This is a genomic window from Saccharothrix longispora (assembly GCF_031455225.1).
Lineage (GTDB): Bacteria > Actinomycetota > Actinomycetes > Mycobacteriales > Pseudonocardiaceae > Actinosynnema > Actinosynnema longispora.
The window spans coordinates 3470498-3482998 of sequence record NZ_JAVDSG010000001.1 but is presented as its reverse complement, the minus strand read 5'-3'; the positions used below and the strand labels follow the sequence as shown (position 1 = coordinate 3482998).

The following is a 12501-nucleotide window of genomic DNA, read 5'->3' as shown; positions in this document are numbered from 1 at the left end:
CGGAGTTCTTTGTCATCACGGCGAGGGTGCCTCGTCACCTCGACGTCCATCCCGTTCCGACGTTGAGGACCGTGCCATGACGGTGTCCGCCCCGCCGCGCCCCACTACGCTCGCCGAGTGGATTGCCGCCACCCTCCCGCCGGGCATCCCGGCGATGGGTGCTGCTCCTGTCGGAGGTCTGCGGTTCCTGTTCTACGGTCGTGCTTCCACTCATGAACACCAGGACCCACGTACCTCGCGGGCGTGGCAGTTGGATGTGTCCTGCAGGCTTACCGGCGAGCACGGCAGGATCGTAGGGGAGTACTTCGAGGTCGGGTGTTCCCGTCAGGTGCCGTGGCATCTGCGGCCTCGCGCCGCGGCGATGCTGCGCTACATCGCGGCCAACGCGGACCGGGTCGACGCGGTGGTGGTCAGCGAGTACGAGCGGGCATTCCTCGACGGTGCCCAGGTGCGGGACCTGCGGACGGTGTTGGAGCGGTACGGGGTGCAGCTGTGGCTGCCGGAAGCGGAAGGGCCGGTGGACTTCGACAACCCCGCACATGAGGCGTTGCTGTCGCTGCTGGCGGCGCGGTCGCAGACGGAGGTGCTCCGCTCCCGGCACCGGGTCGTCACCGCCATGCGCATGCAGACCGTCGAGCAGGGACGCTACCTCGGCGGCAGACCGCCCTACGGCTACCGTCTCGTTGACGCCGGGCCGCATCCGAACCGGGCGTTGGCGCGGCGCGGTGTGCGGCAGCAGCGGCTCGTGCCGAACCCGTCCACCACACCCGTAGTGAAGCTGATCTTCTCCTTACGCCTGGCGGGGCACAGCGCCGCGGGCATCGCCCGTCACCTCAACGAGCAGGCCGTGCCCAGCCCGTCGGGCGCGGACACGGAACGCGACAGGGTTCGAATGGACCCCGGATGGTCGCTGCGCACAGTGGCGGAGATTCTGGGCAATCCCCGCTACACCGGCCGCCAGGTGTGGAACCGCACCAGCGCCGACCGCGCCACCCGCTCACCGAGCGGGCGCCGGACGAGCGTCCGCAACGAGCAGCATGAGTGGGCGATCTCGGCCCGCATCGCCCACGTGCCGCTGGTGTCCGAGCAGGACTTCGTCGCCGCCCAGACCGTCCAAGCCGCCCGGCACAGCACCGGCCAGGCTGCCGACGCTGATGGCGACGAGTGCGTCTACCTGTTGGCGGGCAGGCTTCAGTGCGGATTGTGCGGGCGGAAGATGGACTCGCACCGCTCCCACGGCCGGGCTGCCTACCGCTGCCGTCACGGTTACACCAGCGCCCGCACCCGACCGGAGAGTGCGCCCGGCAACCTGTACTTGCGCGAGGACCACCTGCTGGCCCGCATCGCCGCACACCTCACCACCATGGGCATCGCCGACAACCCCGACGCCGAGCAGACCGCACGACTGGTCGACGAGCTCGGGCTCGTCTTCCGCTGCGACGCCACCGGCGTCGAACTTCTCGACCGCGGTGCCATTACGTCAGTGCGCACACCACGCAGACGCCTTGCCCGGCAGCCCGGCGACGACACGCTCGGGAACGGAGACGACCAGCTCCTGCTGGCCCTGACCTACGCGACAGCCGAGGAGACGGATCAGCCCAACACACCCGCGGGCCAGGATGACGCACCGGCCGGTGAAACCCGCCCGGCGCGACAGCCTCTCCGGCCGCCGCCCCGCCCTCAACGTCTCGCAGCGCCACAGCGGCGACACCGGCAGAGCAGGTTGCACGCCGCTTTCGCCGCCAGGCGTTCGCGGGACACCTCCCGGGCCGGGCGAGACGACCACCCGCAGAGCGGGCTCCATCACAACCACAGTCAACAGCACAACCACAGTCAACGGGTGCTGGCACGAAGATCCGGACGTCGCCCGCTGCTCCTGCCCTCACGCCAGCAGACACCCCACGGCCAGCGGTCGACAGGTAGGCCCGGAGTGGCGTCGGGAAACACAAAGCCCCGCGAGCCTTCCAGATGACCTGGAATTATCTCGCGGGGCAAATTATGTGTCCGAGGAGCGACTTGCTCACTATCCACACACCTCAAGCTCACTGAAAACACTTAGAGAATATTGCCGTCTCTATGTTTAAGATTGCAGTTTCTCGATACAGGATGGGCCTTCGTTGGTCCAGGCCTCGATAATGTATTCGAGATAGCGTTTTGGTCGAGATTCAGTCGGCGGATCTAACGCTGAATCTGCATGTCTTTGAGATCAATTTTTCCGGAAATAATTAAATAGGTCGCCGCGCCGACGGTAAACAAGCCCCAAAGGGAAGTGGTTAGACGCGTGTATTTATCCAGGTTGTCGACTAGATGAGCGATGAGTCCATGAGGCTTGTCGCGCAACCACGCTTCGGGGTCGGACTTTTCGTTGAAAGCATTCGTATCAAGATTGACTTCTTTCAAAAATTTCGATCCGTTGGCTCCGGCCAATACGGCGATGGTATTGAACAGAAGTCGTCGAACTTGATCTGGAAGGTCTTTATTTAAGGACGAGAGCTGTCGAAGGTACCTCGATATCCCATGACTGCAGCCTAGAAGGGTTGATGCAATCGGGTGTTGCTCGTGCTTCGAATCCATACGGATTGCTAATGTCGAGATGATCTTGATGGCTCGAAATAACTCCTTCCTGCGCTTGCCGAAAGGGTCATCTATTTTAAGTTGCACGGTGACCGAGCGATCAAATCCTAATAGTCCATCCATAAATTTCTGCAAAGTTAAAGCTGCATCCGCAACGGTCATTGTCCGTTTGATTAGATTCTCTACCGTGAAAAGTGAAAATAAAGCAACTACTAGTCCGGAAAGCCAAGCGATTTCAATCAGGGTGTCGTTTTGACCTTTCGGGTAGACAATCCCGCGCTTTTCGAATATCAAATGTTGCAAAATGCTCATTTGGAGTACGCCGATGATGGCGGAGGTGATTGCTATATAGGGCAACTGCCAGTATAAGTAGATTCCTCGAAGGAATGTTTTCCGGCGAGCTAAGTCGATCTCCTTGCGCGGTAAAGGCAGTATGGGCGGGGTAAATTTTCCTGCTGTCGTGATGTTTTGTGTCATGTATCGCAATGTGCCGATAAGTGAAGATATGCACAATGCTACGCTGGTAATAAGAGTTATACGGCCGAGGGTTGAAGGCATCTCCGAGTTGAAATAGTCAAAAGCGTAAAGCGTTGGAGCCAATACTATAATAGTTGCAATCGCGCCGGCATATGCCAGTGTCGCCAGTGTCATGACCGTAAGAAATATCTTGGGAATTGCGAGGCTTAGACATTTATAAGGAGAGATACTCCATGCGGTCGAAAGTTCACGGAAATGCGCTTTAATGTTTAATTTGTAGATATAGTGAAGTTGCCACTTATCGAGTTTTGTCGAGCGAATGGCTATTCGTGCCGCGATGGATGCGGATAACGCCATCACCATCAGTCCTGTAAACGATGCCAGGATAGATATGGGAAACGTTGCAAAAATCCAAATAGCGTCACGGGTAGGCATGTTCAATTATTAGCACGGAAACCCTGTCAACGCCAGCAACTTGCACCGAGGTCTCCTTGGTTGAGGTAATGCATCGCGCGGTGAGTCGATGAAAGAGCGTCATATCGTACATAGACGTAGGGTCTTCCCGTTGTTCTCCGAACGCTTATGACCTCTGACGCTTATCCTCAGACGCCCTGGGCACGCTGAGCTTCGACGACTACATGGCCGGCGAGCAGCTGCAGCTGATGGGCCGGTCGATGGCCGAGGCGGAGGTGTACCTGGGCATCCAGGTGCAGACCCGCAACATGATGGACCGCGCGGTCGAGTGCGCCGCCCCCGTGCTGCGGAAGGTGTTCCCGGACGCGGTGGACGCCGAGCTGGTCGCGATCGAGTCGGAGATCGACCACCTCGACCAGGTGATCGGCTCGGCCGGCCTGGAGGGTCGCCCGGCGACGGCCGAGGAGATGTCCTGGCTGATGCACCGGTCGTGCTCGCTGGGCCTGCCCGCGCCGCGCAACCTGCCCGCCGTGCCGGGCGTGCGCAGTGGGGGCTGGAGAACCTAGCGTCCTCCACCGGTGCTGACCGCTGTCAAGGCCCATATATGTCCGCTGACCAGCGCAAATACGAGAATGGGGTTCAAGTCGCTAGCGACTTGAACCCCCACGTGTCCGAGGATCGACTTGTGCACTATTCACACGCCTCACGCTTCGCGATTCATTCAACTGATTTTCTGTGAAGAAGCGACGTGCTACCTCGTACTTTGAAGCAAGAAAGGATCTGTGGTATACGCTAGAAGTCATGATCGCCGTGCGCAAGCCAATTAAGCCTCGGTAGGTGGTAGTTATTGGCTGTGGCAACAAGCGACGAGAGTTGGTTACCTACCGAGAAAATTAGCGAGTGCACTCCTGCGTCAATGAGCCACTCGACGTCGATTCCTATCGCGCTGCTTGCATTGGCGTAGCCACCTCCAAGATCAGAGGCCTTGATGGTCTCGCCAGCGAGAATCTTCTTGATTATTTTTCGAGGTTCCTCCAAAGAGGTGGCCGCGAGAAGTCGGGACCAATGCCACCCGTCGGCTCCAAAGAGTGTATCCAGAGCAAAAACCGAGTCTAGTATGAGGTCGAGTTCCTTCAAGTGATCTAGATTTCGGTCGTCCAGTTGAAACCTTTCTGCATAGATCTGAAATTCGTGAGCATGGAATGCTAGGAGTCCGAGTTGGCGAGTTCTCTTCGGGGCTCGCGCTATGTGTCGCCAACGTGAAATGTTTCTTGGTGTGGGAAAGGTGTTCTCGGGCGGGAGCTTCACTGTTACGGTCTTTTGTGAGCGCCAATTTGGCTGATCATGATCAAGTACTACGTTGATGTACTGTTGCAGCCATAGAAATCTGAAATGATTCACATCTTCTGCGGTCGGATTCACTACAAGGATCACGGGAATTGTGAACATTTCCGCGTACTCCAGCCCGTTGACGGCCATTCGAAACCTCCATGTTTCGTCATGCCGTGGAGTGGTTTGCACACCCTTCACCTGAAGTAGTAGCAGGCTTCCTTCCGTGCGGCCTTCGCGAAACATCTCCACTTCTAGGTCTACGCCGTAGTCATTGGTTACTCTCCGTTCCACCCACTCGGAAGGTAGAAGGTTCGGAACCTGCCTCATTGCAAGGGTGTCAATATGGTGAGCGAGAGGACGTGGAGTCCGAGTCACAAGCCCAATCCTTTCCTGCTTGGTTCTTTGATGTATTAAGTCAACATGCTACACGGTTATCAGAAATGAATCAGGAAAAGAGCTGGTTATCTCAACCTAGACACGCGAAATCGGATAGCAGTCCTGCCGTTCGCAAAGGTGACATCTTCGTGTTTACGGAGACGTCTAATACGACCTAAGGTCTTTCTCGCCGAGGCGAAGCTGAAAATGCACAGCTTCCGAGTAGGCGATATTGGCTCAGCCCACTCTTGGCCAGTCGCGCCTTTCTCAGCAACTTAGTCGCTCTCATGACGACGTGAGGTCGGTGGCAATTAGATTGAGGTCCTGCCCGGTCAGTAAACCGATAATCGTCCGGACGTCGTTGCAAACGGCTTCTTCTGGTATAAATTTGGAAAGCTCTACCGCATTGAGCCTCAGCGTGGATAGGACATCTTTTGCTCTGACGTCCAGAAGAGACTGAGGCGCGTTTGTGTCGGTGAACGTCGAGCCTATAGCAATTCCATGCTGTTCTCTTAGATGTTCCACGATGACTTCTTCCGATACCCCTGCACACTCTGCGAGCGAGTGAGGCCAGAGAAGATAGGACTCGATGTATCGCCGTCGCCACTTTCTCGAAGAGAAACGGTCAGAGTCCGGGCTTATGGCGTCTTTTAGATCGACACCAACGGTGTTCAGTGGTTCGTCGTCGCGGTCACGTAGGCTCACGGCGGTTATATTAGGAATATCTTCGCAAAGGGCCCTCCATATCATTTTTCTTTCTTTATGCGTTGCCGTGGTTCGCCATTCAATCCACTCTGTAGGCCAATCGACTCCGATTGTTGCTGCCAGGTTGGCGAGAATCGCGATATCGGTCGTTCCTTCTACGAAGAAGATGCGCTTAGTTTGTCGGATCCGGTCGATCCGTGGTGCGTAGTCAGACCCTAGACCTTCAAGTAGGCCAATCTTCTGGTGGTGTTCACGTAGATATTTTGCCTTGCGGTCTGGGCGGATATGCAAAATCCGTGTAGGAGCAGCGCTGCGCAGAATTTCACTGGAGTGGGTAGCGAGCAATACTTGCTTTCCAACTGAGGTCGCTAGAGCCTCAAGACGGGTGAGCATTTCTTTCTGCAACGTGGGATGCAGATGAGCGTCTGGCTCGTCGAACAACAGAATGTCGGCTTCGGGCGAGGTGGCAAGCGTATATACGCTCAACCACTGCAGAAATCCGCTACCCTCCACCATGAGATCTCGTGGGTTGTATCCCGGGTGTCGCTTCAGTTGATAACCGTCTACGACGCCTTTGTCCACTAGCACTTCAATATACGAATGGTACTCTTCCCGAAACTCCTTCACTATAAGTTCGGCGTTAAAGACTCCCCGGAGTGCGTGGAGGAGAAGTTCCCAAGGGTCTTCCTCGCGCAGTTTTCTAAGATCAGGGTCCGATATTTTAGTGCGACGCTTGCTAGATTCCGCAGGCGGCTTCTCGCGCAGTTTTACACGTTGGGCTTGATTCGCCTGATACATATCAAGAAGTAGATTTCTGAGCACAGCGCCGGCGAGCCCTTCGCCGATGCGTCGACGGCGTACAGCGCCGTTTATGCGTTCCTCCCTGGCCGCGATGCCAGCGAACGGTGGGAGATATGCGATGCGCGGTATGTAGTCTCCAGCATTGAGCGTGGATGATGCCGTTTTGATGAAGAGACGATCATTGACTAGGGCCATGCCGAAGCCTAGCTCTTTTTGAACCCCTTGGTCTTCCCATTCACAAGTAAGACGCAAACTGTAACCGTCATGCGCGTCTGTCTCTTTGGCGGATTTCAAATTCGTCCACATGTGTTTCAGTGACGGCAGATTAATTGGTGAGAACTGGTCGTCACCTAGGCCGAAGCCTTGTCGTGGATTCTGGGGGTCCACGATCAAGCCTGCATCGCCGCGCTCCATAATAGTCGCAATCCGACAAAATTCCCAAACTGCAAGACCGTGAAGTAGAGAAGTCTTGCCTGAATTATTCCCGCCAGCTACCAACGATATTCCGGGATTAAGTTCAATCGCGGCGTCTCGGAACTGCTTGAATCGCTTGAAGGTGACCCTTGTGATGGTCGTAGGTTTTGATGTTCTTTCTGGACGAGATGTGTCCGCTTTTTGCTCGATGCCCTTCAATGGCAGTTGTTGAGCCGCTCTTGTGTCTGCGGCGGCACCGTCGATACTGTGGTCCATGCTGGACTATCGCCGTTCGCTTGTTCGATGTTACAGATGCTGAAGTGAAATTCGGCATCTATCCGAAAACGAATGCAGTATCAAAATGTCTGCGGCTATCCGCTGTAGTGACCTTAGAGGTCGCGGTACGGCATTCGCAAGTCATCCACTCTATTCGGACCCCTGGTCAAGCTGTGATCAGCGGATCGTCTGAGGCGGTGATGTTGTGGTGTGAGTGAATTGGCGAGCGATTTCGGCGGCATTGTGCTGTTTTTGGTGTGGCTCGTGATTCCTCTGCTTTACCTCGTCGCCGTCGGTAGGCGGTACGTGCGGCAGTGCCAGGAGAACGCACAGGCAGCGGTTTGGGCGCGGGATGAGGTGCGCCTGATCCGTAAGGAGCAGAGGGAAGGCAGTCATGACGGTGACGCTGGTGGGTGACGGCGACCAGGGAGAGGGTGGGGAGAGGCCCGTCTCGCTGTTTGATGACCCGAAGGTCGTCGGTGAGGTGCAGGAGTTCGTGGACGATCAGGCTCCTCGGGTGTTTGCGGTGGTGCAGGAGACGTTCGGGCCTCCGGAGGATTTGAACATCGTGGCGTGGGGGATGACCACCAAGACGGGTGTCGAGGTGATCAGCGTGCACGGTGGGATGCGCATGGGGCTTCAGTCGGCGGAGAACGCGCTGATCTTCTACCGGCCGGTGGGAGTGCGAACCCTCGCATCTTCTGGGTCGGGAGCAAGTGTGGCGAGTAACGGGCTGGAGACGGCGCTGGAGTGCGTCTGGCGTGGGTGGCCGGTGGTGCCGGGTGCGCTGTGGGCCGGTGATACCTATGTCGATCCGGCGACGAACGCTGAATGCGATGCGCTCGCCTTGTCGTCGCCAGCGATGGCGACGTTGGACCTGGAGGAGGTCCGGCGGTTGTGGCCGGTCTCGGGCGGCGGGGTCACACGGTCGGCGTTGGCTGCGCTGGGCAAGCTGATGACTGCGGTGGTGGTCCAGCCTGAGCCGGCGCGGCGGGTGGTCGAGTCGGAGGCGTTCCGGGCGTCGCCTACGCCGGTGGTGATGCTTCCCGTTCCTACGCTCGGTCTGATGATCGAGTCGGCGGTGTTCGTGGTGTCGTCGGCGGAGGGGTTGGACGAGAGGTCGGTCTTTCCTCGGGGCGCGATGCTGCCGCTGCCTCCCGCCGTGGTGGAAGGGCACAAGGCGGAGTGGCTGGTGTCGCCTGCCGAATGCGGCGGGCTGATGAGCGGCCCGGAGTTGGCGGGGCTGTTGGCGCTGGAGACTTCCAACCGTCGTTGACCGCGCCCTGACGGTTGGGCATGGGGTGCCGGACGCCTCCCCCGGCACCTGTGGGACGGGACGGCCGTGTGCGAACCATCCATTCGGATGGCGTCGCGCACGGTCGTTTCGTGCGTCTGGGACGGGTTGGAGTGTCCCGTCCCAGACGCTACTGTGGCGTGTTTACGCTGGTCAGTGCCAGTGCGTGAGGTGTCCCGTCGGTCGGGACGGGCTGGCGTGATGGGACAGGGCTCGGGACGGGTAGCGGCTACGTCGTGACACACTGAAATCAACGGCTTGTCAGCGCAGAATCAGCCGGTTAGGGGTGGTCATGCGGACGGCGCGGACGGTGCTTGAGCAGAAGATCTGGGACCGACAGCAGACGCTGGAGGAGTTCGCCGAGTACGTGGAGGTCTTCGCGCGGGAGGCGGGAGAACCCGGCACGATCAGCTTGCGTCACCTCCACAGGCTGGCTGCGGGGCGGAGGTCGTCCGGTCAGCCGCTCGGTCCGGTCCGGCCGGTGACTGCTCGGCTGTTGGAGAAGATTTTCCGGACCAGCATCCACGAGCTGTTGGCGGAACCTTCGGCTGCTGGGTCCGCGGGGAACGACGTCGGCAGGTTGGACGTGCGTGCGAACACCGACTTGGCTGACATGGCCGATTGGTTGGACGAGCGGGCTGGGTGGGCACCAGGGGAGAGCCGAGCGAAGGTTCACGCCAAGCTCGCCACGTTCGAGGCGGGCACGCTGGTCGATCGGCGGTATCGGCGCGCGCGGGTGAGTCGGGAGCAGATCGTTCGTGCGCTCCGCGCGTACTACCGACGTGGAGTCGCGGGACACGGCATGTACCGCGTGCGTTGTGGTGGCGAAGACGTCAGGACCAGCATCCTTGCTCGTCCCGAGTGGCTTGATCAGCCCGCTTCGTTGACGGCGGAGAACGACCGCTTGGTGCTCGCCGGCCGTCGTGATGGCCCGCGCGCTGCCCTCAGTGGAGCGGCGGCGGAAGCGGCTGTGGACCGGCTCGCTGAGTGGGCCGCGCTGGACGTGCGGGTCATGAACCTGCCGCTCTACCGGCTGCTGCGCGTAGACGTCGGTTCGGCCATCGAGGGCACGGTGGGGCTGGTGGACTTCGCCGAGTACGCCTTGACGGCGGACCTGCTCGAAGGCGAGCTGGTCGAGGCGGTGGTGTCTGGCGCTGGGACGGGTGCGCTGCCGCTACGGGACGAGTTCTTGCCGAATCTCGATGCCGTGCTCGACCTACCGGGACGCGTGTGCGCAGGCGGTGTGCTGGCGCTATGTGCGATCGCTCGTCCGCGTGATCCGTACCGTGGGGCGCCGGACTACGCGCTGCTGGTGCAGGAGCGGTCTGGGCATGTGCTCAACACGTCCGGGCGGCTGGCTGTTGTTCCGAAGGGCTTCCACCAGCCGTTGACCGATGTGCGTGCAGACGCGCGGGTCAGTGCCACGCTGCTCCGTGAGCTGGAGGAGGAGCTGTTCGGCCGCGACGAGGTGGACACCACGGTGGGGGAGGGTCGCGCGGCTTCGCCGATGCACCCTGGCCGGTGGTCTGCGCCGATGAGGTGGCTGCGCGAAGATCCGAGCAGGATGCGGATGGAGTGCACCGGGTTCGGGTTCAACCTGGTGAGCGGGAATTACGAGTTCGCCAGTCTTGTGGTTATCGAAAACGAGGAGTTTTGGACGCGCTTCGGTGGGGCGATTGAGTCCAACTGGGAGGCGTCTGGTCTGCGGTTGTATTCGAGCCTCGATGACGAATTGATTGCCGATTTGGTGACGCACGAGTCCTGGAGCAACGAAGGGCTGTTCGCGTTGCTCCAGGGACTCCGGCGGCTTGCGGAGATCGGTGGCTGGCGGGTGAAGTTGCCGATGATCGAGGTGTCAGGTCTGTGACGGCCACCGGACCGTGAGGACGGTCGAGTCTTCGAGCGCTTCCCACGAGTGGTCGACGCCGGCACCCCACATCACGTAGTCACCGGGGCGGGTCATGGTGGTGTTGCCCTCGGTGGTGTCAACGCGGAAGTTGCCCTGTACCAACAGAACCAGGGTGGTCCGCTGATCGTCGGAAGTCCACTCGACACGCTTGTCGCCTGCCGGGTGGTTGAACCACTTGACCTCTACGTCCTTCTGGGACCGGACGCCCTCGGACGGGTCGATGAAGTGGCCTACCAGCCAGCCGCGGGTCACCGCGCCGTCTTCGTTGGCGTTTCCGGCTTGCCAGTTGGCGGTCACTCTGTCTCCCATTCGATCGTTGGCAGGTTCACGCGGTTTCCGCCGATTTGCTGTAGGCGGCGGAGCCCTTGGAGGAGCGCGAACAGTCCTTCGTTGCTCCACGCTACATCGTTGGTCAGTTCTTCGAGGCTGTCGGTGTCGAGGCTGGAGAACTGACGGAGGTTCGCTGCTTCCCAGTTCGCTCGGACTTGTCCGCCGAACTCGGTCCAGAACTGTTCGTCTTCGATCACGATCAGACTGGCGAACTCGAAGTTGCCGCTGACGAGGTTCAGGCCGAAGCCGGTGCACTCCATCCGCAGACGTCCTGGCTCGGCGAGCAGCCAGCGCATCGGCTCGGATAGACGGGTCGGGTGCATCGGGTCCGCGTGGCGCTGGTCTCCGACCGTGTTGTCGATGTCGTCACGGCCGAACAGCTCCTCTTCCATCTCGCGGCGGAGCGTCGCGCCGATCTGAGCATCGGCGCGGTAGTCGGTCAAAGGCTGGTGGAAGCCTTTGGGGATCACGGCCAGGCGGCGCGCTGCGTTGATGACGTGGCCGGAGCGTTCCTGGACCAGCAGGAGGTAGTCCGCTTCACCCCGGAACGGGTCGGCCGGTCGTGCGATTGCGGTCAGGGCGAGTGCACCGCCCGCGCACATGCGGTCGGAGACGTCGAGGACCGAGGGCAAGTCGGGTAGGTAGGCGTCTCGGAGAGGGAGGGCGCCGGGCCTGATCGGTCGGTCGGTGGTGAGTGCGTCGACCAGCTCGCCTTCGAGCAGGTCCATCGTCACCACGTACCCCACGAAGTTCGCCACGCCTACAGAGCCGGCGAGCGCGTGTTTCCTCACGCCGACGTCGAGCAGTCGATACAGCGGCATGTTGACCACGCGATTGCCGAGCGCCAGCGCTTCGGCCAGCCGCTGTGCTGCGTGTCCGGCGCTCGCCTCGTCCATCGTCTGGTGATCGTTCGGGGTGACGGTCGACAGTTTGAGCCGGTCGTGGGCTGGCATGAGCGGGCAGTCGAGGTCGAGCCAGTCCGGGTGCGTGAACACAGTCGTGGACGCGCGGGTGGTGGAGCTGAAGCGGGCGGCGTAGCGGCCATGGCCGGTGGTGGTCGCGCCGTAGTACTCGGCGAGCGCTCGTGCTGTGTCGCGCTGGTTCACCCGTCCCCGGCGGACGCCCCGGTCCTGTAGCGCGCGGACGTCCAGGCGGACGAGGCGGGCGGCGACGTCGCGTCGTGCCGTTCCCGGCTCCCAGCCCGCGTGCTGGTCGAGCCAGTCCAGCGCCGCGACGATGTTCGGGTCCGAGCTGAGCCGTAGCTCGGCATCGGCCGCCGCGCCGTCTGGCAGGTCGAGCTTCGGTTCGGCGGTCAGGGCGTCGAACCTGGCCTTGACGGCAGCGTCGGCCTGGTTGTGGGCCGTGTCGAGGAGCTGTTGCATCTCTGACTTCGGCTTGAGGTCCGGTTTCTGGTGCCAGCCGGCGACCGTGCGAACGGCGATTCCCAGGTGCTCGGCGAACGCTTCGTTGGTGAGGCGCATGGCTGCCTGAAGCGCGCTGGCGGTTCGGCCGGTCCAACCCTCGTGCTGGCTCATCTTCTCGCTATCCCCCGGAGCGATGTGCACTGGTGGTGCACTGGATGTGCATCGGTGATGCATGG

Annotated in this window: 8 protein-coding genes and 1 pseudogene; 4 read left to right on the top strand and 5 right to left on the bottom strand. The window is 60.4% G+C overall.

Annotated features, from left to right (window positions below):
• The first annotated feature begins 76 nt into the window (after positions 1-76).
• The gene (locus tag J2S66_RS14195) at positions 77-1972 is read left to right on the top strand and encodes a recombinase family protein (RefSeq protein ID WP_310307479.1); all 1896 of its coding nucleotides are present in this window, start codon (positions 77-79) and stop codon (positions 1970-1972) included.
• Positions 1973-2178: 206 nt separating this feature from the next.
• On the opposite strand, the gene J2S66_RS14190 is transcribed toward J2S66_RS14195, so the two are convergent.
• Positions 2179-3486, bottom strand: coding sequence for a hypothetical protein (locus tag J2S66_RS14190; protein WP_310307478.1), 1308 nt, complete (start codon positions 3484-3486; stop codon positions 2179-2181).
• 170 nt (positions 3487-3656) lie between these two features.
• Between J2S66_RS14190 and J2S66_RS14185 the strand changes: the two are divergent.
• Positions 3657-4069: pseudogene (locus J2S66_RS14185) on the top strand (ATP-binding protein); the annotation flags it as partial.
• Between the two features lie 188 nt (positions 4070-4257).
• On the opposite strand, the gene J2S66_RS14180 reads toward J2S66_RS14185, so the two are convergent.
• Together J2S66_RS14180 and J2S66_RS14175 are read right to left on the bottom strand one after the other, a co-directional pair.
• Positions 4258-5088 carry a DUF4365 domain-containing protein gene (locus J2S66_RS14180; protein WP_344960008.1) on the bottom strand — a complete coding sequence of 277 codons (831 nt, stop codon included), beginning with the start codon at positions 5086-5088 and terminating at the stop codon, positions 4258-4260.
• Between the two features lie 369 nt (positions 5089-5457).
• On the bottom strand, positions 5458-7368 hold the full coding sequence (locus J2S66_RS14175; RefSeq protein ID WP_310307476.1) for an AAA family ATPase: 1911 nt from the start codon (positions 7366-7368) through the stop codon (positions 5458-5460).
• Between the two features lie 394 nt (positions 7369-7762).
• Here J2S66_RS14175 and J2S66_RS14170 point away from each other — a divergent pair, with 394 nt between their 5' ends.
• Together J2S66_RS14170 and J2S66_RS14165 are read left to right on the top strand one after the other, a co-directional pair.
• Positions 7763-8644 (top strand): hypothetical protein, encoded by an 882-nt coding sequence (locus tag J2S66_RS14170; protein WP_310307475.1) that lies wholly within the window; start codon positions 7763-7765, stop codon positions 8642-8644.
• 328 nt (positions 8645-8972) lie between these two features.
• Positions 8973-10529 carry a transcriptional regulator gene (locus J2S66_RS14165; RefSeq protein ID WP_310307474.1) on the top strand — a complete coding sequence of 519 codons (1557 nt, stop codon included), beginning with the start codon at positions 8973-8975 and terminating at the stop codon, positions 10527-10529.
• On the opposite strand, the gene J2S66_RS14160 is transcribed toward J2S66_RS14165, so the two are convergent.
• Both J2S66_RS14160 and J2S66_RS14155 read right to left on the bottom strand, forming a co-directional pair.
• Positions 10518-10868, bottom strand: a complete 351-nt coding sequence (locus J2S66_RS14160) for a hypothetical protein (protein WP_053714951.1) — start codon at positions 10866-10868, stop codon at positions 10518-10520. The two genes, J2S66_RS14165 and J2S66_RS14160, sit on opposite strands and share 12 nt — an antisense overlap.
• Positions 10865-12436: a transcriptional regulator gene (locus J2S66_RS14155; RefSeq protein ID WP_310307473.1), complete on the bottom strand. Its 1572-nt coding sequence runs from the start codon at positions 12434-12436 to the stop codon at positions 10865-10867. Before J2S66_RS14155 ends, J2S66_RS14160 begins: the two co-directional genes overlap by 4 nt.
• Positions 12437-12501 lie beyond the last annotated feature (65 nt).

Excerpts from the sequence above, each read along its gene's own strand:
- J2S66_RS14195 (WP_310307479.1), top strand. The coding sequence starts at position 77 with ATGACGGTGTCCGCCCCGCCGCGCCCCACTACGCTCGCCGAGTGGATT.
- J2S66_RS14190 (WP_310307478.1), bottom strand. The coding sequence starts at position 3,486 with ATGCCTACCCGTGACGCTATTTGGATTTTTGCAACGTTTCCCATATCT.
- J2S66_RS14175 (WP_310307476.1), bottom strand. The coding sequence starts at position 7,368 with ATGGACCACAGTATCGACGGTGCCGCCGCAGACACAAGAGCGGCTCAA.
- J2S66_RS14170 (WP_310307475.1), top strand. The coding sequence starts at position 7,763 with ATGACGGTGACGCTGGTGGGTGACGGCGACCAGGGAGAGGGTGGGGAG.
- J2S66_RS14155 (WP_310307473.1), bottom strand. The coding sequence starts at position 12,436 with ATGAGCCAGCACGAGGGTTGGACCGGCCGAACCGCCAGCGCGCTTCAG.